Source organism: Mycobacterium sp. NGS50, from assembly GCF_059812545.1.
The window spans coordinates 14,948-38,765 of the sequence record NZ_JCALCW010000026.1; the positions used below are offsets into that span (position 1 = coordinate 14,948).

Here is a 23,818-nt window from a genome sequence, read left to right on the forward strand (position 1 = left end):
ATGCTGGTGAAAAAGCTGGGGATCGGGCGGGCTGTGGAATCTCGGAATGCCGTTCGGCCGGTGACCTGAGACACTGTTCCGGCGAGGGGACTTCTTTTTCGCTGCAAGCCAGCTCAGCGGCCGCAGTACCCCCTTGCCTGACGACCGGAGGCCGTGCCGTTGCACATATCGCTGCTGGAGTGGATCGTCACCCTGGCGGTGACCATCTCCGTGCTGTTGTTCGACGTGCTGGTGATCGCACGCCGGCCCCACGAACCGTCGATGCGGGAATGCGCGGTCGCGCTGTCGTGCTACATCCTGCTCGCCGTCCTGTTCGGCGGCTGGATCTGGTTCGGTCACGACGCCCGGTTCGGGATGCAATTCTTCGCCGGGTGGCTCACCGAGTACAGCCTGTCGGTGGACAACCTGTTCGTGTTCGTCCTCATCATGGCCAGCTTCAATGTGCCCAGGCGCTACCAGCAGGAAGTGCTGTTTTTCGGCATCATCTTGGCGCTGGTATTCCGTGGCCTGTTCATCACCGCCGGCGCCGTGGCAATCCAGAAGGTGTCGTGGACGTTCTATCTGTTCGGCGCGTTCATCATCTGGACCGCGTTCCGGCTGCTGTTGGGCGGCGCCGAGGACAGCGACGGCGATAACGCGGTGGTGCGGTTCGCCCGCAAGTATCTGAACACCACCGACAGCTGGGATGGCTTGCGGCTGTATCTGCGCGACGGCGCCAAACGGGTGGCGACACCGATGTTCTTCGTCGTGCTGGCCCTGGGAACCACCGACCTGGTGTTCGCACTGGATTCCATCCCGGCGATCTACGGGCTGACCAGGGAGCCGTATCTGGTGTTCAGCGCGAACGTGTTGGCCCTGATGGGGCTTCGCCAGCTGTATTTCCTGCTGGGCGGGATGATGAAGCGGCTGCAGTACCTATCCCGCGGCCTGTCGCTGATCCTGCTGTTCATCGGGGTCAAGATGATTCTGCAAGCGCTGCGCCGCAACGAGTTGCCGTTCGTCAACGGCGGCCAGCCGCTGGACGTGCCAAGAATTTCCACCGCGGCCAGTCTCGCTGTCATCGTGGTGACGCTGGTCGGCACCGCCGTCGTCAGCCTCTACAAAACCCGCACCGTCGACGACTGAGCATCCGGGTCGGCTCACGCTGTGGCTGTTGCGGGCCGCGAGAGCCAAATTCACGACGCGACACGCGGATGGCGTGTCGTCACATTGCCGCTCGCGCCGAACCCGACGCGGTCAGCCGATGTCGCCGACCAGGTAACGCTGCAGGGTGGGGCCCATCGCGTCGACCAGCGCGCTGACCTCCATCGAGTGGATCGGCTCGGCGCGCACCCCGTAGCGCATGATGCCCAGGCCGACCAGCTGCGAGGAACACAGCGACGCCCGCAACAGGATCTGGTCGGCGCCCAGCGCCCGCAGCACCGGGTCGAACACCGGGCCGATGAACTGGCCTTGCACCAGCTCGACGGCTTTGGCCAGGCCGGTGGAGGCGATCGCGCTGGCGGCGAACGGGCCACCGCCGGCCAGATCCCAGGCGGTGATCAGCGTGTACAGCGTGCGACGGCCGGCCTGATTCACGCTGCCGGTGATGATTCTGTCGATGAACTCCGGGGTGCTGAACGGCAATCGCAGCATCTTCGCGACCGGGTCGAGAATGCCGCGCGACGGTTCTTCGCGACGGGCCATGCGGTCAGCATCTCACCTACGGCAGCCGGCGCAGCGCAATTGGATTCGGCCGGTCGCGGGTGTCGACAGGCTATGCCTCGATCTGTCCGGCAATGCGCCGTTCGATGCCGGCGCGGGCCGCGGCCGGCAGCACGATCAAGCCGTCGAGCTCCCTGCTCGCCCGCGCGTAAGCGTTCTGGCGTTCCTGCGGAGTGGCGGCATCGTCGGCTGCCAGGTGCAGCAGATTCTGCGCGCGCGCCAGTCGTTGTTGCTCGTCTTCGGAGAAATCGCTGCGCCGGCGGCGAACCGCCTCGGTCTCGGCGATCTCGAACGCACTCACGTATCCGTGAACCGCGTCGCGATACTCCAACTGCGCGTCCCGGTCTCCGAGAATCTCATCGACACTGGCGGGTCGCAGCAGGTCGGCGCGCTGTTTGGCCTGGTGGAACGCGACGGTCAGCGGATTCCGCAGGTCGGTCATCAGTGGGAAGTCCAGCAGCTTGGCGATGTCCATCTCGTAGTCCAGCCAACGGGCATCGGTGCGGCTGTGGGTCTCGGCGACCTTCGTCATCTCGCGGCGAAAGCGGTCCCGGCCGTCCCTGCCGCTGTCCCTGGCGCGGCCGGCCGCCTCGGCCATCGCTACCTTGGTCTGCTGTTTGATCCGGTAGCGCTCCAACCGCCGTTCGGCCCGGCGTTCGTTGGCCGCCGCGACCGCCCGCAGTGCACCGCCTACCGCCCCGCCCAGCGGGAAGATCAGCCACCAGAAGTTCGCGGCGAAATGCAGCACAGTCTCCAGGATGCCACTGGCGCGGATCGCCGACGCCCATCGAGATGGCATCCAGCATCGTCGCCTCGAAACACCGACGCTGGATGCGATCTCGACGGCGGCTCAGCCGCCGGACTCAGTGACCGGAGGTCTTGAAACGCTCGACGGAGCGCTGCACCTCAGCCTCAGCCTCGGCGCGACCCACCCAATCGGCGGCCTTGACGAACTTGCCCGGCTCCAGGTCCTTGTAGTGCACGAAGAAGTGTTTGATCGCGTCCAGCTCGTAGGACGGGACGTCGCCGATGTCGGCGATGTGATCCCACCGGTAGTCACCAGCCGGTACGCACAGCACCTTGTCGTCGCCACCCGCCTCGTCGGTCATCCGGAACATCCCCACCGGACGGGCCTCGACGATCACGCCGGGAAAAACCGACTGTGGCAGCAGCACCATCGCGTCCAGCGGGTCGCCGTCCTCACCCAGCGTGTCCTCGATGAAGCCGTAGTCGGCGGGGTAGCCCATCGGCGTGTACAGGTAACGGTCCAGCCGGACCCGGCCGCTCTCGTGGTCGACCTCGTACTTGTTGCGCTGGCCCTTCGGGATTTCGATGGTCACGTCGAATTGCACCGTGTCGGCTCCTTGAGCTGGGTGGGTCGGTAGGTATCTGGGTGAGTTTAAGGCTGTCGGCTGCGCGCCGTTGGCCCACCTTAGTGGAGCGATACGCTGCAGGAGAACACGTGCCGGCCGGGAGGAACGGGGCCGCGGAAGTCAGGAGTGCCATGCGTCCGACTCGGTGGGCCCGATCCACGCACCTGGTGATCGGGGCAATCGTGCTGGCGCTGGTCGCGGCGACGGTCGTGGTGGCGGCCCTGATGACCGCTGCCCGGCACCACAGCGACGCCCAGATCGCTCCGGTCCCGGCCCCGGTAACGCCTGATCCGGGGCTGGTGCCGGTAGCCGACACGGCTCCGACACCGACCGCGGCAGGAGTGACGGCCGCCATCGCCGCCGCGGTAGCCGACCCGAACCTGGGCAGGCTGGTCGGACGGATCACCGACGCTGCCAGCGCGCAGCAGCTGTGGGCGCAGACGCCCGACCTGCCGCTGCAGCCGGCATCGACCAACAAGGTGCTGACCTCGGCGGCGGCGCTGCTGACACTGGACCTCGACGCGCGGGTCACCACCCGGGTGGTGGCGGCCGAAGACGCGGGAACCGTGGTGCTGGTCGGCGGTGGCGATCCCACTCTGTCTGCGGCCGGACCCGACGAGGACACCTGGTATCGCGGAGCAGCCCGCGTCAGCGACTTGGCCGATCAGGTACGCCACCGAGGTGTCAATGTCACCGCGGTACGCGTCGACACCTCGTTGTTCACCGGTCCGAAGATGGCGCCGGGTTGGGACGCGCTGGATATCGATGGCGGCGACATCGCCCCGGTCGAATCGGTGATGGTCGATGCCGGCCGGATCCAGCCCACCACAGTGGAATCCCGACGGTCGACGACCCCGGCGTTGGACGCCGGGCTCGCGTTGGCCAGAGCACTCGGCGTCGACGTCGGGCGGGTCAGCATCGGCGCCGCCCCGGCCGATGCCCGTGAACTTGCCTCGGTGCGGTCAGCGCCGTTGATGCTGCGGCTCAACGAGATGATGAATGCTTCCGACAACGTGATGGCCGAATGCATCGGACGCGAGGTTGCCGCGGCCACCAGCCGCCCCCGCTCGTTTGCCGGCGCGGTTGATGCGGTGCTCGCCCAGTTGCGGACCGCCCACGTCGACACCGGCGGCGCCACCCTGATGGATTCCAGCGGGCTGTCGGTCGATGACCGGCTGACCGCAAAGACCCTCGACGGCGTGATGCAGGCCGCGGCCGGGCCCGGTCAGCCGTCGCTGCGGGCATTGCTGGATCTGCTGCCGGTGGCCGGTGGCAGCGGAACCCTGTCCGAGCGGTTCGTCGACCCGGCCATCGACCAAGGGGCGGCCGGCTGGTTGCGGGCCAAGACCGGTTCGTTGACCCGCACCAACGCGTTGGCCGGGGTGGTCACCGACCGCGACGGGCGGGTGCTGACCTTCGCGTTCATTTCCAACGACGCCGGACCGACCGGTCGCACCGCGATCGACGCCCTGGCCGCCCTGTTGCGCTCCTGCGGGTGCCGCTCGTGAGGAGCGGCGCTCGTGAGTGACACCAGCGAGGTCACCGTCGGTCGCTCCGTCGACTGGCGATTCGCCGCCACCGTCGGCGGCTGGCTGGCCCGATCGGGACCGCCGACCACCGATTACACCCGTCGCCAGGTGATCGACGAGCTCGCCGACGCCGCCAGGGCGGCCGAACCGCTGGTGCGCGAGGTGACCGCGCTGGGCTCCGATGAGGCGGTGCCCGAGGCCCGCATCGTCGACCGGGGGCAGTGGATCGCCGCGGCGGCCGAGTCGATGCGGGTCATGACCGGCGGGACCGAAGAACCACCGGGAGGCTTCACTTCCCGTGTCACCGGGACGCAGACCGGCGCGGTGCTGGCGTTCGTCTCCTCGGGCATCCTCGGCCAGTACGACCCGTTTGCCGCGGACGGTCACGGCACCCTGCTGCTGGTGTACCCCAACGTTATTGCGATTGAACGACAACTGCGCGTGCGGCCTTCGGATTTCCGGCTGTGGGTGTGCCTGCACGAGGTCACGCACCGGGTGCAGTTCAGCGTCAATCCTTGGCTGTCGCAGTACATGTCGGCCGCACTGGGGGTGCTGACCACCGAAAGCGGCGACGACGTGCTGCAGATGGTGGGCAGGCTCGCCGACTATGTCAGGGGCCGCCGTGACGGCGGCCCGGAGAACACCGGCATCCTGGGGCTGTTTCGCGCGGTGCAGGGCGAGCCCCAACGCCGGGCCCTGGACCAATTACTGGTCCTCGGAACGCTGTTGGAGGGTCACGCCGATCACGTGATGGATGCCGTCGGTCCGGCCGCGGTGCCCTCGGTGGCGACCATCCGCAGCCGGTTCGAGGAAAGGCGCCAGCGCAGCCAACCGCCGCTGCAGCGGCTGCTGCGTGCGATGCTCGGCCTCGACGCCAAGCTCAGCCAGTACACCCGTGGCAAGGCATTCGTGGACCGGGTGGTCGGCGATGTGGGGATGGACCGGTTCAACACGATCTGGTCGGGTCCGGAGACGCTGCCGCTGCCCGCTGAGATCGAAGAACCGCGCCGGTGGATCGATCGCGTGCTGTAGCGCAACTGCACGCCGCGGTCACGGCGTTCACCCAGGCGTGGATGCCGACCGCGGGGCCGTGGTGCGTGGCGTTGTCCGGGGGGCCGGACTCGTTGGCGCTCACCGCGGTTGCCGCGACCAGCCGGCCCACCACGGCGCTGATCGTCGACCATGGCCTGCAGCCCGACTCCGCTGCGGTGGCGACGCGGGCCGCCGCACAGGCCGCGGAGCTGGGCTGCGTCGAGGTGCGGGTGCTGCCCGTGCGGGTCGGGACCTCTGGGGGGCCCGAGGCGGCGGCGCGCAGTGCCCGTTACGCGGCGCTGGACGCGGCCCGCGCCGGCACCCCGGTGCTGCTGGGGCACACGCTCGACGATCAGGCCGAGACCGTGCTGCTGGGCCTGGGCCGGGGATCGGGTGCCCGCTCGATCGCCGGGATGCGGCCACACGATCCGCCGTGGTGCCGCCCGCTGCTGGGGGTGCGGCGCGACATCAGCCATGCCGCCTGCGCAGAGCTGGGGCTTGAGGTGTGGCGCGACCCGCACAACGCCGATCCCCGCTTCACCCGCAGCAGGCTGCGCACCGAGGTGCTGCCGCTGCTGGAGGACGTGCTGGGCGGCGGCGTCGCCGAGGCGCTGGCCCGCACCGCGACCGCCTTGCGTGATGACACCGACCTGATCGACACCCTGTCCGCCGAGGCCCTGCCGACCGCGTTGACCGGTGACGGCCTGGACACCCAGGTGCTGGCCGGGCTGCCGGGGCCGATACGGCGCGGAGTGATCCGCAGCTGGTTGCTGGCCGGGAGCGCGGTCGGCCTGACCGACAAGCAGATCCGTGCGGTGGACACGTTGGTCACCGGTTGGCGGGGGCAAGGCGGGGTCGCGGTCGGTTCCAACCGGCCTGGTCTGCGGCTGTTCGCCGGTCGGCAGGCGGGTGTGCTGACGCTGCGCTACGAGCCGGTCAGAAGGCCGTGACGTCGGGTTTTGCGGTGCCCGTTGGTTGTCTGCGCCGTGGCATGGCACGCTGTCAGCGTGACGGCCGAGCTCTATCCCGGTGACATCAAATCGGTGCTGCTGACCGAGCAGCAGGTCCAGGACCGCATCGCCGAACTGGGAGCGCAGATCGGCGACGACTATCGCGCCGACCGAGACAGTGGCGCGCAGGACCTGCTACTGATCACCGTCCTCAAAGGCGCAGTCATGTTCGTCACCGATCTTGCGCGGGCGATTCCGCTGCCTACCCAGTTCGAGTTCATGGCGGTCAGCTCGTACGGGTCCTCGACGTCGTCGTCGGGAGTGGTGCGCATCCTCAAAGACCTCGACCGCGATATCAGCGGCCGCGACGTCTTGATCGTCGAGGACGTCGTGGACTCCGGGTTGACGCTGTCCTGGCTGCTGCGGAACCTGGCCACCCGCCAACCCCGATCGATGCGGGTGTGCACGCTGCTGCGCAAGCCCGATGCCGCGCGCGTCGGCGTCGATATCGCCTACGTGGGTTTCGATATCCCGAACGAGTTCGTGGTGGGCTATGGGCTGGATTACTTGGAGCGCTACCGCGACCTGCCCTATATCGGCACCCTGGACCCGCGCATCTATCAGGACTGCTGACCGTCGGGGACTGATGGCGGCGACCCGCTGCGCCTTAGCCCAGCTCCCAGACCGCCGAGACCGAGAAACTCACCGTCTGCTGACCGGGCTCCAGTGGCACGTCGGTGGCCATGGCACGCGGCATCGGCGACGGCGAGCGGGGCACCGCGCCGCCGGATGATTCGGAAATCGAGATCACCCTGCCCAGCTTCAGCCCGGACAGCTGCGCGTACTGCGCGGCGCGGCCCTTGGCATCTTCGAAAGCCCGGCTTCGAGCCGACTTCACCAGCTCCGAATCGTCTTCGATGGTGTAGCCCACCGAGTTGATCCGGGTCGCGTCACCACCGGCGTGCACGATGATCGCCAGCACCCGCGACGCGGTGTCCAGCTGGCGGATGGTGACTCGAATCGCGTTGCTGGCGCGATAGCCGGTGATGGGCGACGACGTGTTGTCGGAGTTGGCGTACTGCGGCTGCAGGCCGACCTGGGTGGTGGCGATGTCCTTGCGGTCCACCGCGGCATCCACCAGCGCGTTGATGACCGCCTGCTGGCGTTCGTTGCTCTGATTCATGGCGGTCGTGACATCGGATGCGACGAACTCGATTCCGACCTCGGCGATCAGTGTGTCCGGCGCGCCTTTGACCTCGCCGACGCCGACCACGGCCACTTGGCGCGGGTTGTCCCCGACCTCGTGGTCGGAGTCGCACGCCGACAGGGTGGCCACCGTCAGGCCGGTTGCGGCCACGGCCAGAAACACACGGGTGGGCAGGGTGGTGCGTGCGATCGACATGCCTGGCACCCTAACCGCTTGGCGGGCGCAACGGTGCGGCACACTGGCGTCAAGGAGGCGACCATGACAACCAACCCCTCCCGGGTGCTCGCGCGGGCTATCGAGCCGTTCGCCGGACAGGTCTATTTCGCCCCGGAATGCCACCGCGGCTACCAAACCCTCGGGTTCGGTCCCAGCCCCCGCACCCTGGCGGGCGTCGAATGGCCCGACGGGGCGGCCTACTTCTGCAGCCGTGGCGCACTGCTGGGGCAGGTGCCCGGAGAAGTGGTCGCATCGGCCTTCGGGGTGTTCAATCCGGCTGTCGTGGTGCCGGCGGTCAGTTACGGCTGGACACTGACCGACGCCGCCACGATCTGCCAGGCGCGTACCGACGGAGCAGCGGCCCAACTGCGCCGCGTTCTGGGTGCCCGTCCCGACGGCCTGGACCGCGTCGGGCAACTGTTGCGGCGGGCCACCGAGCCATTGTCGCTGGCCGGCAAGCCGCTGTTCGCCGGCCTGGTTGCCCGGGGCCTGACCGGTGATGCGTTGACCGACGCCTGGGTGCTGGCCGATCAATTGCGCGAATACCGCGGCGACGTTCACGTAAATGCATGGAGCAGTGCCGGTTTCGACGGTGCCGAGATCGGATTGATCACCGAGTTGTACCGGGGGCTGCCGCCGCGCAGCTACATCCGGACGCGGGCCTGGAGCGACGCCGATCTGGACGCCGCACACGAACGGCTGCGGTCGCGCGGGCTGCTGGGCGAGGGCACCCTCACCGAGGCCGGCGCCACGGTCCGCGAGGACATCGAGGTGGCCACCGACAACGCCTGCGCACCGATCATCGCGGCACTCGGCGAGGACCTCGACGAGCTGATCGGGACGGTCGGTGCCTGGTCACGGCAGCTGCTGGCGGCGCACAGCTATCAGCCGGTGGGGCCGCACGACGTCGGCACGGCGTCAAACGGCTGACACCGCAGCGGGCTGCGCCTCAGCTCTGCTCTTGGGCGTGTTCGCTGACCGCCTTCATGATCGCCTCACCGGCGCGCCCGAACAGCTTGTCGCGCACCCCCTTGGCCCAGTCGTGTGATGCCGCGGCCGCCGTCAACTGCCCGGTGAAATGCGGGATCACCGTGCGGGCGAACAATTCATAGCAGTGGTAGGTGGCCGCCGGAGACGCCCAGTCGTGGCCGAGCAGCAGCAGCGTCCCGAACCCCCCGGAGCGCTCCAGCAGACCGGTGATGTAGCTGATCGCATCATCCGGTGTGCCGATGCAGCAACTGCCGCTGGCCGCGTAGGCCTCGACAAAGTCCCGTGGCGAGGATGTCGCGGCATCGACCTCACTGGCCAGTGGAACGAAACCGGCCGCCCCGAAGTAGTCGGCGAACTCCGGCAGCCCGTAGATGCAGTCCTCGATGGCCTGTTCGCGGGTGTCGGCGATGTGCATGATGGCCAGCACCCGCCAGTCGGCGCGGTCCGGCTCGTCGTGGCCGGCTTTGGCGGCCTGCTCACGGACCACCTCCCAGGCGGTCTCCAGTGCGGCAAATCCGCCGGGTACCGACATCGACAGCGACAGCAGCGAGGTACCCAGCGCGCCGGCCAGCCGGGGTCCGGACGGCGAAATCATCGCGGCGGTGGAGATTTCGGGATACGGGTGGGTGTAGGGCCGGATGTGCAGGGCGGCGTCGCACAGCGTGAACCAGTCTGAATGCCGATCGATGCGTTCCCCGGGCGCGGCCCGGAACAGCGCCAAAATCGCTTCGAGGGATTCCTGCATCATCCGGCGCTGCTCGACCGGGTCGATGCCCATCATGTAGGCGTCCGTCGGCAACGCCCCGGGGCCGGCACCGAACATCACCCTGCCGCGGGTCAGGTGATCCAGCAGTACCCAACGGTCGGCCACCATCAGCGGGTGGTGATAGGGCAGCGACACCACGCCGGTGCCCAGCCGGATGTGTTTGGTGCGCTCGGCGGCAGCGGCGATGAACACCTCAGGACACGAGATCAGTTCGTAGCCACCGGAGTGGTGTTCGCCGAACCACGCCTCGTCGAACCCCAGTCGGTCCAGCGCCACCACCCGATCCAGGTCGTATTCGAGTGCCAGCGTGGGGGATTGGCCGACCGGATGAAACGGGGTGATGAAGGCGCCGAAGCGCAGTGGAGCATTCGGTGTGCTCATGGCCACTGCACTCCGCTCAGGAAGTCCAGCAGGGCGGCATTGACCTCCTCGGGCCGCTCCTGCTGCAGCCAATGCCCGGCACCCTCGATCAACACCTCGCGGTAGGGGCCGGTGCAGACCTCGGTGGCGCGGTCGCGGCGGGTGAACGTCAGGACCGGGTCGGCAGAGCCGCCCACGAACAACGCGGGAACTTCGGTGGTGGCGCCGGCCAGGTGCGCGGTGGTTTCCCAGTTGCGGCGATAATTGCGGTACCAGTTCAGCCCGCCGGTGAAACCGGTCCGGGTGAAGGTGGCGATGTAGTGGTCGAGCTCCTCGGCGCTGATCCAGTCCGGTCGCCCGTCCGGCTCGGGCAGCCGATCGATGAAGCCGTCCGGGCCCGCGGCCACCATCCGCAGCGCCGCGGCATCATCGGTGGTGCTTGGGCCGCCGATCAGGCGGCGCATGGTGCGGCCCGGATCCCCGTCCAGCTCAGCGTCGGCGACGCCGGGTTGCTGGAAGTACAGGATGTAGAAGAAATTCTCACCGAAGACCTCCCGCCATACCTCGGTGGGGGCCCGACGTGGCCTCGGCGTCGGCGGCACGCTCAGCCCGGCGACCGCGGCAACCCGATCGCGGTGCAGCAGTGCGGCGTTCCACACCACCGGCGCACCCCAGTCGTGCCCCACCCAGACGGCGCGCTGCGCACCGACATCGTCGAGCAGGCCGACGATGTCGCCGGTCAGCGCGTGGATGTCGTAGGCTTCGACGGCCTCCGGCCGCGACGAGCCGCCGTAGCCGCGCTGATCAGGGGCCAGCACGTGGTAGCCGGCATCGGCCAGCACCGGGATCTGATGCCGCCAGGAAAACGCCAGTTCGGGGAAGCCGTGCGCGAGGACGACGACCGGCGCTCCGCGATCACCCGCCTCTGTCACCCGCAGCCGCACGCCGTTGGTGTCCACGAACCGTTCGGTAGATGTGCGCACCGTCTCACCAAAGCACAGCACCATGCGGTCGGGAAGGGGCCGCACCGCGCGGGTGCCGGGAACCGCCGGTCGTTGGAGTGACGTTAGTTAGCGGTAGCCTGAACTACGTCCAGCTGCGCATATGGGAAGGACTTGGCCGGTTAAGGCCGATGCTTGATGAACCGCAAAAATGTGATCCGCATCGTCACGGCGCTCGCCGTGGTGTTGCTGTTGGGCTGGTTGTTCTTCTATCTGAGCGACGACACCCGTGGTTATAAGCCCGTCGACACCTCGGTGGCGATGGCGCAGATCGACAGCGACAACGTCGCCCAGGCCCAGATCGACGACCGTGAGCAACAGCTGCGGTTGACGCTGAAGAAGGCCAACGACGACACCCACGGATCCGACAAGGTCCTCACCAAATATCCGACCGGGTACGCCGTCCCCCTCTACGACGCGCTGAACAGCAAACATGCTCAGATCAACACCGTCGTCAACCAGGGCAGCGTTCTGGGTTCGCTGCTGGTTTATCTGTTGCCGCCGCTGCTGCTGGTCGGGCTGTTCGTGATGTTCTCCCGGATGCAGGGCGGCGCGCGGATGGGGTTCGGATTCGGCAAATCTCGCGCCAAGCAGCTGGGTAAGGACATGCCCAAGACCACGTTCGCCGACGTTGCGGGCGTCGATGAGGCGGTCGAGGAGCTCTACGAGATCAAGGACTTCCTGCAGAACCCGGCGCGGTATCAGGCGCTGGGCGCCAAGATCCCCAAGGGCGTCCTGCTGTTCGGACCGCCCGGAACGGGGAAAACCCTGCTGGCGCGTGCTGTCGCCGGGGAAGCCGGGGTCCCGTTCTTCACCATCTCCGGATCGGACTTCGTCGAGATGTTCGTCGGAGTGGGCGCCTCGCGGGTCCGGGACCTGTTCGAGCAGGCCAAACAGAACAGCCCCTGCATCATCTTCGTCGACGAGATCGACGCCGTGGGCCGTCAGCGCGGCGCCGGACTCGGCGGCGGCCACGACGAGCGTGAGCAGACCTTGAACCAGCTGCTGGTCGAGATGGACGGCTTCGGCGAGCGGGCCGGCGTCATCTTGATCGCGGCCACCAACCGACCCGACATCCTGGACCCGGCGCTGCTGCGCCCGGGCCGGTTCGACCGGCAGATCCCGGTGTCCAACCCGGATCTGGCCGGGCGCAAGGCGGTGCTGCGGGTGCACGCCAAGGGTAAGCCGATGGCACCCGACGCCGACCTCGACGGGTTGGCCAAGCGCACCGTCGGCATGTCCGGCGCCGACCTGGCCAACGTCATCAACGAGGCCGCACTGCTGACGGCGCGGGAGAACGGCACCGTGATCACCGGGCCGGCGCTGGAGGAGGCAGTGGACCGGGTGGTCGGCGGCCCGCGCCGCAAGGGCCGCATCATCAGCGAACTGGAAAAGAAGATCACCGCCTACCACGAAGGCGGCCACACCCTGGCGGCGTGGGCGATGCCCGACATCGAGCCGATCTACAAGGTCACCATCCTGGCCCGCGGCCGCACCGGCGGGCACGCGGTGTCGGTGCCCGAGGACGACAAGGGGCTGATGACGCGATCCGAGATGATCGCGCGGCTGGTCTTCGCCATGGGCGGACGCGCCGCCGAGGAACTGGTGTTCCGGGAACCGACCACCGGTGCGGTCTCCGACATCGAGAAGGCCACCAAGATCGCCCGGGCGATGGTGACCGAATACGGGATGAGCGCCAAGCTGGGCGCCGTCAAGTATGGAACCGAACACGGCGACCCGTTCCTGGGCCGCACGATGGGCACCCAACCCGACTACTCCCACGAGGTCGCCCGCGGTATCGACGACGAGGTCCGCAAACTCATCGAAGCCGCCCACACCGAAGCCTGGGAGATCCTCACCGAGTACCGCGACGTGCTCGACACGTTGGCCGGCGAGCTGCTGGAGAAGGAAACCCTGCACCGCAGCGAACTGGAGGCGATCTTCGCCAACGTGACCAAGCGGCCGCGTCTGACGATGTTCGACGATTTCGGTGGCCGTATCCCGTCGGACAAGCCGCCGATCAAAACTCCCGGCGAACTGGCCATCGAGCGCGGCGAGCCGTGGCCGCTGCCGGTACCCGAGCCGGCGTTCAAGGCCGCCATCGCCCAGGCGAGCAGGGAGGCCGCCGCGCGGCAGCCCAACGGTACGAATGGGTCATACGGTGCCGGCGGCTACAGCGCGCCCCGCTACGGCCACGGTGCCACACCGCAGGGAACTCAACCCGACTACGGGGCTCCGGCCGGCTGGCATGCGCCGGGCTGGCCGCCCCAGCAGCCGGGCTACTGGCATCCGCAATGGCCGCAACCGGGGCAGCATTACCCGCCGGCGCCGTACCCCCCGTATCAGCCCGCGCCGCAGGCGCCGCCCCAGCCTGACGAGTCCCCCGACGAGCCGGCTCCCGACGGCAGTCGGCAGCAACCGCCGGCGCACGGTTGAGAAGACGGAGAACTGTGATGGCTCAGCCGAATTCCCATGCCCTGGCGCCTGGCGGTCTGCAATTTGACCAGGAGCGCGCTGAGGCCGCGATCCGCGAACTGCTGTTCGCGGTCGGCGAAGACCCGGATCGGCACGGTCTGGTGGACACCCCGGCCCGGGTCGCGCGCGCCTACCGCGAGGTGTTCGCCGGCCTCTACACCGACCCGGACACCGTGTTGGACACCACGTTCGACGAGCAGCACGACGAATTGGTTCTGGTCAAACAGATTCCGTTGTACTCCACGTGCGAACACCACCTGGTGTCGTTTCACGGAGTCGCGCACGTCGGGTACATCCCGGGGCGCGACGGGCGGGTCACCGGACTGTCGAAAATTGCGCGCCTGGTCGACCTCTACGCCAAGCGTCCTCAGATTCAGGAACGGCTGACCGCCCAGATCGCCGACGCGTTGGTGCGCAAGCTCGACCCGCGCGGCGTGATCGTCGTCATCGAAGCCGAGCATCTGTGCATGTCGATGCGCGGGGTCCGCAAGCCCGGCGCGGTAACCACCACCTCCGCGGTGCGTGGCCAATTCAAGACCGACAGCGCTTCTCGCGCCGAAGCCCTGGATTTGATCCTGCGCAAGTGAAGCCGACGCGCGTGCAGGTTATGGGGGTGGTCAACGTCACCGACGACTCGTTCTCCGATGGCGGGCGCTACCTGGATGTTGACCGGGCGGTGCGGCATGGACTGGAACTGGCCGCCCAGGGTGCGGCGATCATCGACGTTGGGGGCGAGTCGACCCGGCCCGGCGCGGTACGGGTAGATCCGGCGACGGAGACAGCGCGCATTGCGCCCGTTGTCAAAAAGCTTTCCTCCCAAGGGATTACCGTGAGCATCGACACCATGAACGCGGCGGTCGCCCGGGCGGCGGTGGAAAACGGTGCCCGGATCGTCAACGACGTGTCGGGTGGTCGCGCGGACCCCGCGATGGCCGCACTGGTCGCCGAGTCGGAAGCGACATGGGTGCTGATGCACTGGCGCCCGGTGTCCGCCAAGCATCCGCACCAGGTGCCGCCCTACGGCGATGTGGTCGCCGAGGTGCGAACCGAACTGCTCGACAGCATCGACAGCGCGGTCGCCGCCGGCGTTGACCCGGCGAAACTGGTGATCGATCCCGGACTCGGGTTCGCCAAGACCGCACAACACAACTGGGCGCTGCTGCACGCGTTGCCGGAGCTGGTCGCCACCGGTGTGCCGGTGCTGGTCGGCGCGTCACGTAAGCGATTCCTCGGGGCGTTGCTGGCGGAATCAGACGGCAGCGCACGGCCGCCGGACGGACGCGAAACGGCGTCCGCGGTGATCTCAGCGCTGGCTGCGGTGCATGGCGCCTGGGGTGTGCGCGTACACGACGTTCGATCCTCAGTGGACGCGCTGAAGGTCGCGGAAGCGTGGACGTCCGGAGGGTGTAACAATGTCTGACCGAATCGAGTTGCGCGGCTTGGCTGTTCGGGGAAATCATGGTGTTTTCGAGCACGAGCGCCGCGACGGACAGGAATTCTTCGTCGACATCACCGTGTGGATCGACCTCGCCGACGCGGCTGCCAGCGACGAACTGTCCGACACCTACGACTACGGCGTGCTGGCGGAACGGGCCGCGGCCATCGTCGCGGGGCCGGCCCGCAACCTGATTGAAACTGTTGCCGGCGAGATCGCCGACGACGTAATGAACGACCAACGGGTGCACGCCGTGGAGGTCACTGTGCACAAACCGAACGCGCCGATCGCGCTGACGTTCCGCGACGTCGGGGTGGTGGCGCGGCGGTCGCGCCGCGGGCGGGGCACGGTGGTGCCGGCCGGAGTCAGCGCATGAGCGATGGGGAGGAGCGGCGCCCGTGAGTCGCGCCGGCGACGATGCAGAACGATGTGATGGGGAGGAGCGGCGCCCGTGAGTCGCGCCGGCGACGATGCAGAACGATGTGATGGGGAGGAGCGGCGCCCGTGAGTACAGCGGTGTTGTCGATCGGGTCGAACCTGGGCGACCGGCTGGCCCGGCTGCAAGGGGTGGTCGACGGACTGGGTGCCGCGGTGCGGGCCGTTTCCGGCGTCTATGAAACCGACCCATGGGGCGGGGTGGATCAGGGCCGGTTCCTGAACGCGGTGCTGATCGTCGACGACCCGGCCCGTGATGGGCAGGGCTGGTTGCGATGCGCGCACGAGTTGGAGAACGCGGCCGACCGGGTTCGGGGTCAGCGGTGGGGTCCGCGGTCCCTCGACGTCGACATCGTCACCTGCTACGAAGGCAATGGCGCCGAGATGTTTTCCCGCGATGAGGGCCTCACCCTGCCGCACCCGCTTGCCCACCTGCGCGCATTCGTGATGCTGCCGTGGTTGGCGATCGACCCGGAGGCGGCACTGACCGTCGCCGGCCAGCCGCGCACCGTCGCCGCGCTGCTGGCTGAACTGGACGCCGCGGACCGGGCGGGAGTGCGGCTGACCGATCTGCGGTTGCACACCGGCTGATGGGACCGACCCGCAAACGTGATCTCACCGCGGCGGCAGTTGCCACGGCGGTGGTGGGCTACGTGTTGGTCACGCTGTCCTACCGATGGTTTCCCCCGATCACGGTGTGGACCGGCGTGTCGCTGCTGGCGTTCGCGGTCGCTGAGGCGGGCTGGGGCCGACATGTCCGCGCCAAAATCGACGACGGCGAGATCGGCGAGGGAGCCGGCCGGCTACACCCGCTGGCGGTGGCGCGCAGCCTGATGGTCGCCAAGGCCTCGGCATGGGTGGGGGCGTTGGTCGCGGGTTGGTGGGTCGGGGTGCTCGTCTACCTGGTGCCGCAGCGATCGACGTTGCGGGTTGCCGGCACGGACACCCCCGGAGCGTTGGTGGCCGCCGTGAGTGCGGCGGCCTTGGTGGCTGCGGCGCTGTGGCTCCAGCATTGCTGCAAATCGCCACCCGATCAGTCCGACCCCGCCGCCGATAGCGGGCAGTAGGCCACCCGTTGCAGCCCGAGGGAGAATCGCCGTGCGCAGCGACACGCTGACTGACCTCGTACGGGTACAGTCGGGCCCATGCGCGCCGGCGACGATGCAGATCGGGGGAGCTGAGGTGGGGGCAAGCCCCCAGAGAGACGGACGCCTACCCGTTTACGGGGGAGAGCGACGCAAATGACAACGGTTCTGTCCCGCGGCGCCCGGGTTCGGCGCGGCGGTCGCAGGCCGGGCTGGCCGCTTCTGACGGCGTTGCTGGTGCTCGCCATCGGGGCGAGTTCCGCACTCGTTTTCACCAATCGGGTGGAGCTGCTGAAGCTCGCCGTCATCCTGGCGTTGTGGGCTGCCGTGGCCGCCGCGTTCGTGTCGGTGATCTATCGCCGGCAAAGCGATGCGGATCAAGCGCGGGCGCGTGATCTGAAGCTGGTCTACGACCTGCAGCTGGACCGGGAGATCTCGGCTCGCCGCGAGTACGAGCTGACGGTGGAGTCGCAGCTGCGGCGCGAGTTGTCCTCCGAACTGCAATCGCAGGCCGCCGACGAGGTGGCGGCGCTACGCGCCGAGTTGGCCGCGCTGCGCACGAACCTGGAGATCCTGTTCGACACCGACTTCGAGCACCGCCCGGCGCTGGAGACCGAACGCGGTCCGGTGCGCGCCTACAGCGACTGGGGTCGCGAGACCGACGGCCCGGGGGCTAACCGGGTATCGAGCAGCCGGGTGGAAACGGTCGCCGAGGAGTCCGGCGGTCGCACCGATATGAACCCGATCATCGATGTACCGGAGGTACCGGCCGGGTTCGGTGCCGAAGGCAGCACCGACGTCGGCTACCGGCCTGCCGAGCCGTATCGCGGCGGTGATCGCTATGCGCGCGCAGACAGCGGCGCGCACTGGCAGCAAACGGATCCGGGCTGGGGTCGCGACGAGCGCAGCTGGCAGCAGCAGCCGCCGCCGCGACGCGAACCCGCACCTCCCCCGCCGCCCCCACCGCCTCCGCCTCAGGCGCCTGAACCGGTACGCCCGGAAACGTGGCATCCCGCGCCGCAACCTCCCGTTGCGCCGGGACCAGTCGTGCCTGAACAGCCCGGCGGTTGGCAGCCGGTCGGCGCCGAGGGACAGTGGCTGCCACCGGGGACCCCGGGCAGCAACTGGGTGTCCACTCCCGCGGAGAGCGCCGACAACGCGTTCAACGATGCGGGGGCGTTCCCGAACACCACGCCGCCACCGGTGCCGCCGGCGACCGAGCGGCGGGGACGCCACGCCGGTCCGTCCGAATCGGTCGATCACCAGGAATTCCCGTCCGGTCCGATCGGCGGTGCCGAGGCTGCCGCGCAGTATCGCGATGAGGGGCGCCGGGCACGGGCGCGGCACGCCACCGAGCCTGAAGACCACGGGGTGGGCACTGGCCCGCAGGCAGCGCCGCCGCGGCACCGCGGTCCGGATTCGGCCCTCGACACCGACGGCCCGGCCACCGGTGGGCAATCGGTGGCTGACCTGCTAGCACGACTGCAGGCCGGACAGAGTACCGGGGGCCGGCGGCGCCGACGCGAGGATTGACCAGCGGCGTAGCCGCTCCAAAGTAGACCTGCGGCGTAGCCGCTCCAAAGTGAATTGCCGCACATCCGATGAACTAGTACTGGGGGCCACCGTTTCGCCGGGCTAGACTCCGGGAGACCGTCCGGTACCCGCAGCGCGGGACTGGAACGAACCAAGAGAACTTGCGAGGGTCTTCTCTGCGATGGAGCAGGTCGACGGATTGCGCCCAGCTCGGCTCAAAATCGGTGTCGTCTCGGCTGGCCGGGTCGGTACCGCATTAGGTGTTGCGCTGGAACGTGCCGACCACGTGGTGGTGGCGTGCAGCGCCATCTCGCATGCGTCGCGGCGGCGTGCCGAGCAGCGACTGCCCGACACCCCGATCATGCCGGTAGACGATGTCGCCGGTGGCGCTGAACTGCTGCTTTTGGCCGTCCCCGACGCCGAACTGGCGGGGTTGGTGTCCGGTCTGGCCGCCACCTCCGCGGTCCGGCCCGGCACGATCGTCGCCCATACTTCCGGCGCCAATGGAGTGGATGTGCTGGCGCCGCTGGCCGCGCAGGGCTGCGTGCCGTTGGCAATCCACCCGGCGATGACGTTCACCGGGGCCGACGAGGACATCGCCCGGCTCGCCGACGCCTGTTTCGGTATCACCGCCGCCGACGAAATCGGATACGCGATTGCGCAGGCGCTGGTGCTGGAGATCGGCGGTGAGCCGTTCCGCGTCCGCGAGGACGCCCGGCCGCTGTACCACGCGGCACTCGCTCACGCCAGCAATCACCTGGTGACGGTGCTGGCCGATGCGGTGCAGGCGCTGCGGGCCGCCTTGGCCGGCCAAGAACTGCTCGGACAAGAACTCGTACGCGACGAGCCCGGCGGCATCGCCGAACGCGTGATCGGACCGCTGGCCAGGGCGTCGCTGGAGAACACGCTGCTGCGTGGGCAGGCCGCTCTCACCGGCCCGGTCGCCCGCGGGGACGCCGCCGCGCTCAGTGGGCATCTGCGCGCGCTGGCCGAGATCGATCCCGGCCTGGAACAGGCCTACCGGGCGAACTCGCTGCGCACCGCGCAGCGCGCCCACGCCCCCGGCGCCGTCTTCGAGGTGCTGGCGCAATGACCCCGACATTCACGGCGGGTGAGCTCAACGTCTACCCGAAGCCGGGTGACGTCGCCGACGTCAGCCGCGCGCTGCGGCGCACCGGCCGCCGGGTGATGCTGGTGCCCACCATGGGCGCGCTGCACGACGGGCACCTGGCGCTGGTCCGCGCTGCCAAACGGGTTCCTGGCGCGGTGGTGGTGGTATCGATCTTCGTCAACCCGCTGCAGTTCGGCGCCGCCGAAGACCTCGACGCCTATCCCCGCATCCTCGATGAGGATCTGGAACTGCTGCGCGGTGAAGGGGTCGAGATCGTGTTCACCCCTTCCGTCGCCGACATCTATCCCGACGGGACCCGCACCGTCGTGGAGCCCGGCCCGCTCGGTGCCGAACTCGAAGGCGCTTCGCGGCCAACCCATTTCGCCGGCGTGCTCACCGTGGTGTGCAAGTTGCTGCAGATCGTGCACCCGGATCGCGCGTTCTTCGGCGAAAAGGACTACCAGCAATTGGTGTTGATCCGGCAGATGGTCGCCGATCTCAACATCGACGTACAAGTGGTCGGAGTGCCGATCGTGCGCGAAGCCGACGGGCTGGCGATGTCCTCCCGTAACCGGTACCTGGACCAGGTGCAGCGCGACCTGGCCGCCACCCTGTCAGCGGCCTTGCTGGCCGGTGCGGTCGCCGCGTCCGACGGGGTGGAGGCCGGGCTGGTGGCAGCCCGCGCCGCGCTCGCCTCGGTACCCGGGATCGACGTCGACTACCTGCAGATCCGGGACCTCGCACTGGGCCCCGCCCCCTCCTACGGACCCGCTCGCATGCTCGTCGCCGCCAAGCTCGGCACCACCAGACTGCTGGACAACATCGCCATTGAGATCGGAGCCAATTGATGTTTCGGACAATGCTGAAGTCGAAGATCCACCGCGCCACGGTGACTCAAGCCGACCTGCACTACGTCGGTTCGGTGACCATCGACGCCGACCTGATGGACGCCGCCGACCTGCTGGAGGGCGAGCAGGTCACCATCGTCGACATCGACAATGGCGCCCGGCTGGTCACCTACGCGATCACCGGTGAGCGGGGCAGCGGCATCATCGGGATCAACGGTGCCGCAGCACATCTGGTGCACCCCGGTGACCTGGTCATTCTGATCGCGTACGCCTCGATGGAGGACGCCGAGGCACGTAGCTACCAGCCCCGCATCGTTTTCGTCGACGCCGCCAACAAGCCGATCGATCTGGGCAGCGACCCGGCGTTCGTGCCGGATGACGCCGCCGACCTGCTGTCCCCCCGAATGAGCGCGCGATAACCGTGCTGCTGGCAATCGACGTCCGCAACACCCACACCGTCGTCGGGCTGTTGTCCGGCTCGGGCGATCACGCGACGGTGGTGCAGCAGTGGCGGATTCGTACCGAGGCCGAGATCACCGCCGACGAATTGGCGCTGACGATCGACGGCCTGATCGGCGACGACAGCGAGCGGCTCACCGGTGCGGCCGCGCTTTCCACCGTTCCGTCGGTGCAACATGAAGTGCGGCTGATGCTCGAGCAGTACTGGCCATCGGTGCCGCAGGTGCTGATCGAACCCGGGGTGCGCACCGGCATCCCGCTACTGGTCGACAACCCCAAGGAAGTCGGCGCCGACCGGATCGTGAATTGTCTGGCGGCGTTCCACAAGTTCTCGACGGCGGCCATCGTCGTCGACTTCGGATCCTCGATCTGCGTGGACGTGGTCTCGGCGAAGGGTGAATTCCTGGGCGGCGCGATCGCGCCCGGGTTGCAGGTGTCCTCCGATGCGGCCGCTGCCCGCTCAGCGGCACTGCGCCGGGTGGAGCTCACCCGACCCCGCTCGGTCGTGGGCAAGAACACCGTCGAATGCATGCAGGCCGGCGCCGTGTTCGGCTTCGCCGGACTGGTCGACGGTCTGGTCCGCCGGATCCGCGAAATGGAAGGTTTCGGCGGGGACGACGTCGCGGTGGTTGCCACCGGGCACACCGCCCCGTTGCTGCTACCCGACCTGCAAACCGTCGCGCACTATGACGCCAACCTCACCCTGCAGGGACTGCGGTTGGTCTTCGAACGTAACCGGGACAGCCAGCGCGGAAAGCTCAAGACGGCGCGGTAGGGCGGTCTTGGCGTTGACTATGCGTTGAGGGCGGCATCCGGCGCCGATTTCCCACCCTGGACGCAGACTCAACGTGAGGCGATGGTGTCAGCGGGGTGCGTACATGATCACCGCGACACCGAGTAGGCACACGGCCGCACCCAGGTAATCCCACCGGTCCGGCTGAAACTTGTCGACGACGACGCCCCACGCCAGCGACCCGGCTACGAAAACGCCCCCGTAGGCGGCCAGGATCCGACCGAAGTGGGCCTCGGGCTGGAAAGTGGCGACGAACCCATAGGCACCCAGCGCGATGATCCCCGCCGCGATCCACCCCACACCGCGGTGTTCGCGCCAGCCCTGCCAGATCAGCCATGCTCCGCCGATCTCGGCCAGCGCGGCGACGACGAACAGCAGAGTGGATCGGAGGACGGTCATGGCCCCGACGCTACGGCGTGCCGCCGCGGTGTAGGCCGGCCTGCCCGTTGAATTAAGCTGGCACGTCGTGAGCTCTGACGAATCCGCCGTTCCCGAGCAGTACCGGATCCGCCGGGCCAAGCGTGAGCGCCTGCTGGCGGAGGGGCAAGACCCCTACCCGGTCGCCGTTGACCGCACCCACTCGCTGGCCGAGGTGCGCGCCGCATACCCCGACCTGGCCGCCGACACCACGACCGGTGACCTGGTCGGCGTCGCCGGCCGGGTGGTGTTCGCCCGCAACTCCGGCAAGCTGTGCTTCGCCACCCTGCAGGACGGCGACGGCACCCAGCTGCAGGTGATGATCAGCCTGGCCAGCGTCGGTGAGCAGGTGCTGGAGGCGTGGAAGACCGATGTCGATCTCGGCGACATCGTCTATGTGCACGGCGAGGTGATCAGCTCGCGGCGCGGCGAGTTGTCGGTGCTGGCCGACCGCTGGCAGATGGCGTCCAAGTCGCTGCGGCCGCTGCCGGTCGCACACAAGGAGATGAACGAAGAATCCCGGGTCCGGCAGCGCTACGTCGACCTGATCGTGCGCCCGGAAGCGCGTGCCGTGGCCCGGCAGCGGATCGCGGTGGTCCGCGCGGTCCGAAGCGCGCTGGAGCGCCGAGGATTCCTCGAGGTCGAGACACCCATGTTGCAGACATTGGCTGGTGGGGCGGCGGCGCGCCCGTTCGTCACGCATTCCAATGCCCTGGACGTTGATCTGTACCTGCGAATCGCGCCGGAGCTGTTCTTGAAGCGCTGTGTCGTCGGCGGACTCGACCGGGTCTTCGAACTGAATCGGGTGTTCCGCAACGAAGGGGCCGATTCCACCCATTCTCCGGAATTCGCCATGTTGGAGACCTACCAGGCGTACGGCACCTATGACGATTCCGCGATTGTTACGCGAGAGTTAATTCAAGAAGTTGCTGACGAGGCGATCGGTACCAGGCAACTGCCGTTGCCCGACGGCACCGTCTACGACATCGACGGAGAATGGGCGTCGATCGAAATGTATCCGTCGTTGTCGGCGGCGCTGGGTGAGGAGATCACTCCGGACACGACGCCCGCTCAATTGCGGCGTATCGCGGAGCGACTGGGTGTGGAGATCCCGACCGATCGCGGCTACGGGCACGGCAAAATGGTCGAAGAATTGTGGGAACACACGGTCGGCGACACGCTTTCGGCGCCCACCTTCGTCCGGGATTTCCCGGTGGAGACAACGCCACTGACACGGCAGCATCGGAGTATCGCCGGCGTCACCGAGAAGTGGGACCTCTACGTGCGGGGCTTCGAGTTGGCCACCGGCTATTCAGAACTCATCGATCCCGTGGTGCAACGGGAGAGGTTCGCTGCGCAGGCCAAAGCGGCGGCCGCCGGCGACGACGAGGCGATGGCACTCGACGAGGACTTTCTGGCGGCGATGGAGCACGCCATGCCGCCGTGCACCGGAACGGGAATGGGCATCGACCGGTTGCTGATGGCGTTGACGGGGCTATCAATTAGAGAGACGGTTTTGTTCCCGATTGTTCGCCGGCACGGCAACTGAACCGAGTCGCCCGCGGTTGTGTTGAATACCTCGAACTTTTATGGCACATTGGTTCGTCGGGGACTCAATACAAACTTGTGCACAGTCAGTTCACAGGACGAAACGTTAGGGTGAGCCAATGGCGAGGAAAGTGACCGTCACCTTGATCGATGATTTCGACGGTCAAGGCGCCGCCGATGAGACGGTCGAATTCGGGCTCGACGGGGTTACCTATGAGATCGACCTTTCGAGCAAGAACGCCACGAAACTTCGTAACGACCTGAAGAAGTGGGTGGAGGCCGGGCGCCGGACCAGCGGACGTCGTCGGGGCCGTGCGGCCACCGGCCGCCGCGGCACCATCGACCGCGAGCAAAGCGCCGCGATCCGGGACTGGGCCCGCCGTAACGGGCACAATGTGTCGACCCGCGGGCGGATTCCGGCCGAGATCATCGACGCCTTCCACGCGGCGACCTAACCCCGGGTTTTCGCCTCGAGCGAACCGGATCGCCTCCCGGAAACGTATTCGGGGGTTGCGACGTTGCTCTCTTGCGTCCAGGGCCACGCCTTTCGT

26 protein-coding genes are annotated in these 23,818 nt (G+C 68.1%); 19 read left to right on the forward strand and 7 right to left on the reverse strand.

Annotated features, from left to right (window positions below; all coding sequences use genetic code 11):
- Positions 1-159 precede the first annotated feature (159 nt).
- Entirely contained in the window at positions 160-1,125 is a 966-nt protein-coding gene (locus AC5Y36_RS17810) for a TerC family protein (RefSeq protein ID WP_500042318.1), read from the forward strand.
- 111 nt (positions 1,126-1,236) lie between these two features.
- Here the strand turns inward: AC5Y36_RS17810 and AC5Y36_RS17815 are convergent, their stop codons facing one another.
- The 3 genes from AC5Y36_RS17815 to AC5Y36_RS17825 form a co-directional block, all read right to left on the reverse strand.
- Complete coding sequence (locus tag AC5Y36_RS17815; RefSeq protein WP_500042261.1) at positions 1,237-1,686, reverse strand: TetR/AcrR family transcriptional regulator; 450 nt, start codon at positions 1,684-1,686, stop codon at positions 1,237-1,239.
- Between the two features lie 70 nt (positions 1,687-1,756).
- Complete coding sequence (locus tag AC5Y36_RS17820; RefSeq protein ID WP_500042262.1) at positions 1,757-2,503, reverse strand: hypothetical protein; 747 nt, start codon at positions 2,501-2,503, stop codon at positions 1,757-1,759.
- Between the two features lie 64 nt (positions 2,504-2,567).
- The gene (locus AC5Y36_RS17825; RefSeq protein ID WP_500042263.1) at positions 2,568-3,056 is read right to left on the reverse strand and encodes an inorganic diphosphatase; all 489 of its coding nucleotides are present in this window, start codon (positions 3,054-3,056) and stop codon (positions 2,568-2,570) included.
- A 152-nt stretch (positions 3,057-3,208) separates the two neighbouring features.
- Between AC5Y36_RS17825 and dacB the strand changes: the two genes are divergently transcribed.
- The 4 genes from dacB to hpt are packed head-to-tail and all read left to right on the forward strand — an operon-like array spanning position 3,209 to position 7,221.
- On the forward strand, positions 3,209-4,585 hold the full coding sequence (gene dacB / locus AC5Y36_RS17830) for a D-alanyl-D-alanine carboxypeptidase/D-alanyl-D-alanine endopeptidase (RefSeq protein ID WP_500042264.1): 1,377 nt from the start codon (positions 3,209-3,211) through the stop codon (positions 4,583-4,585).
- Positions 4,586-4,597: 12 nt separating this feature from the next.
- A complete protein-coding gene (locus AC5Y36_RS17835; protein WP_500042265.1) occupies positions 4,598-5,638 on the forward strand; it encodes a zinc-dependent metalloprotease in 1,041 nt (346 codons plus the stop codon).
- Positions 5,617-6,588: a tRNA lysidine(34) synthetase TilS gene (gene tilS, locus AC5Y36_RS17840; RefSeq protein ID WP_500042266.1), complete on the forward strand. Its 972-nt coding sequence runs from the start codon at positions 5,617-5,619 to the stop codon at positions 6,586-6,588. The genes AC5Y36_RS17835 and tilS overlap by 22 nt, the downstream gene beginning before the upstream one ends.
- 21 nt (positions 6,589-6,609) lie before the next feature.
- A complete protein-coding gene (gene hpt, locus AC5Y36_RS17845) occupies positions 6,610-7,221 on the forward strand; it encodes a hypoxanthine phosphoribosyltransferase (protein WP_500042267.1) in 612 nt (203 codons plus the stop codon).
- A gap of 34 nt (positions 7,222-7,255) precedes the next feature.
- Here the strand turns inward: hpt and AC5Y36_RS17850 are convergent, their stop codons facing one another.
- A complete protein-coding gene (locus AC5Y36_RS17850; protein WP_500042268.1) occupies positions 7,256-7,990 on the reverse strand; it encodes an SIMPL domain-containing protein in 735 nt (244 codons plus the stop codon).
- A gap of 63 nt (positions 7,991-8,053) precedes the next feature.
- Here AC5Y36_RS17850 and AC5Y36_RS17855 point away from each other — a divergent pair, with 63 nt between their 5' ends.
- Positions 8,054-8,941, forward strand: a complete 888-nt coding sequence (locus AC5Y36_RS17855) for an SCO6745 family protein (protein ID WP_500042269.1) — start codon at positions 8,054-8,056, stop codon at positions 8,939-8,941.
- A gap of 19 nt (positions 8,942-8,960) precedes the next feature.
- Here the strand turns inward: AC5Y36_RS17855 and AC5Y36_RS17860 are convergent, their stop codons facing one another.
- A complete protein-coding gene (locus AC5Y36_RS17860; RefSeq protein WP_500042270.1) occupies positions 8,961-10,148 on the reverse strand; it encodes an LLM class flavin-dependent oxidoreductase in 1,188 nt (395 codons plus the stop codon).
- A complete protein-coding gene (locus AC5Y36_RS17865) occupies positions 10,145-11,134 on the reverse strand; it encodes an alpha/beta fold hydrolase (protein ID WP_500042319.1) in 990 nt (329 codons plus the stop codon). Before AC5Y36_RS17865 ends, AC5Y36_RS17860 begins: the two co-directional genes overlap by 4 nt.
- A gap of 132 nt (positions 11,135-11,266) precedes the next feature.
- Here AC5Y36_RS17865 and ftsH point away from each other — a divergent pair, with 132 nt between their 5' ends.
- The 11 genes from ftsH (at position 11,267) to AC5Y36_RS17920 (ending at position 21,284) form a co-directional block, all read left to right on the forward strand.
- Complete coding sequence (gene ftsH / locus AC5Y36_RS17870) at positions 11,267-13,564, forward strand: ATP-dependent zinc metalloprotease FtsH (protein ID WP_500042271.1); 2,298 nt, start codon at positions 11,267-11,269, stop codon at positions 13,562-13,564.
- 17 nt (positions 13,565-13,581) lie between these two features.
- The gene (gene folE / locus AC5Y36_RS17875; RefSeq protein ID WP_500042272.1) at positions 13,582-14,190 is read left to right on the forward strand and encodes a GTP cyclohydrolase I FolE; all 609 of its coding nucleotides are present in this window, start codon (positions 13,582-13,584) and stop codon (positions 14,188-14,190) included.
- Positions 14,187-15,023: a dihydropteroate synthase gene (folP, locus tag AC5Y36_RS17880; protein WP_500042273.1), complete on the forward strand. Its 837-nt coding sequence runs from the start codon at positions 14,187-14,189 to the stop codon at positions 15,021-15,023. The genes folE and folP overlap by 4 nt, the downstream gene beginning before the upstream one ends.
- Complete coding sequence (gene folB, locus AC5Y36_RS17885; RefSeq protein WP_500042274.1) at positions 15,016-15,414, forward strand: dihydroneopterin aldolase; 399 nt, start codon at positions 15,016-15,018, stop codon at positions 15,412-15,414. The genes folP and folB overlap by 8 nt, the downstream gene beginning before the upstream one ends.
- Positions 15,415-15,542: 128 nt before the next feature.
- Positions 15,543-16,064 (forward strand): 2-amino-4-hydroxy-6-hydroxymethyldihydropteridine diphosphokinase, encoded by a 522-nt coding sequence (gene folK / locus AC5Y36_RS17890; RefSeq protein ID WP_500042275.1) that lies wholly within the window; start codon positions 15,543-15,545, stop codon positions 16,062-16,064.
- Positions 16,064-16,540, forward strand: a complete 477-nt coding sequence (locus AC5Y36_RS17895; protein ID WP_500042276.1) for a DUF3180 domain-containing protein — start codon at positions 16,064-16,066, stop codon at positions 16,538-16,540. The genes folK and AC5Y36_RS17895 overlap by 1 nt, the downstream gene beginning before the upstream one ends.
- A 174-nt stretch (positions 16,541-16,714) precedes the next feature.
- Positions 16,715-18,091, forward strand: a complete 1,377-nt coding sequence (locus tag AC5Y36_RS17900; RefSeq protein WP_500042277.1) for a DUF6779 domain-containing protein — start codon at positions 16,715-16,717, stop codon at positions 18,089-18,091.
- Positions 18,092-18,272: 181 nt separating this feature from the next.
- Positions 18,273-19,184 carry a Rossmann-like and DUF2520 domain-containing protein gene (locus tag AC5Y36_RS17905; protein WP_500042278.1) on the forward strand — a complete coding sequence of 304 codons (912 nt, stop codon included), beginning with the start codon at positions 18,273-18,275 and terminating at the stop codon, positions 19,182-19,184.
- Entirely contained in the window at positions 19,181-20,050 is an 870-nt protein-coding gene (panC, locus tag AC5Y36_RS17910) for a pantoate--beta-alanine ligase (RefSeq protein WP_500042279.1), read from the forward strand. The genes AC5Y36_RS17905 and panC overlap by 4 nt, the downstream gene beginning before the upstream one ends.
- On the forward strand, positions 20,050-20,469 hold the full coding sequence (gene panD / locus AC5Y36_RS17915; protein WP_500042280.1) for an aspartate 1-decarboxylase: 420 nt from the start codon (positions 20,050-20,052) through the stop codon (positions 20,467-20,469). Before panC ends, panD begins: the two co-directional genes overlap by 1 nt.
- A gap of 2 nt (positions 20,470-20,471) precedes the next feature.
- Positions 20,472-21,284 carry a type III pantothenate kinase gene (locus AC5Y36_RS17920; protein ID WP_500042281.1) on the forward strand — a complete coding sequence of 271 codons (813 nt, stop codon included), beginning with the start codon at positions 20,472-20,474 and terminating at the stop codon, positions 21,282-21,284.
- Positions 21,285-21,371: 87 nt separating this feature from the next.
- Here AC5Y36_RS17920 and AC5Y36_RS17925 read toward each other — a convergent pair whose 3' ends face one another.
- Complete coding sequence (locus AC5Y36_RS17925; RefSeq protein ID WP_500042282.1) at positions 21,372-21,701, reverse strand: YnfA family protein; 330 nt, start codon at positions 21,699-21,701, stop codon at positions 21,372-21,374.
- A 67-nt stretch (positions 21,702-21,768) separates the two neighbouring features.
- On the opposite strand from AC5Y36_RS17925, the gene lysS reads away from it, so the two are divergent.
- Together lysS and lsr2 are read left to right on the forward strand one after the other, a co-directional pair.
- Positions 21,769-23,268 (forward strand): lysine--tRNA ligase, encoded by a 1,500-nt coding sequence (gene lysS, locus AC5Y36_RS17930; RefSeq protein WP_500042283.1) that lies wholly within the window; start codon positions 21,769-21,771, stop codon positions 23,266-23,268.
- A gap of 118 nt (positions 23,269-23,386) precedes the next feature.
- Positions 23,387-23,722, forward strand: coding sequence for a histone-like nucleoid-structuring protein Lsr2 (lsr2, locus tag AC5Y36_RS17935; protein WP_500042284.1), 336 nt, complete (start codon positions 23,387-23,389; stop codon positions 23,720-23,722).
- Positions 23,723-23,818 lie beyond the last annotated feature (96 nt).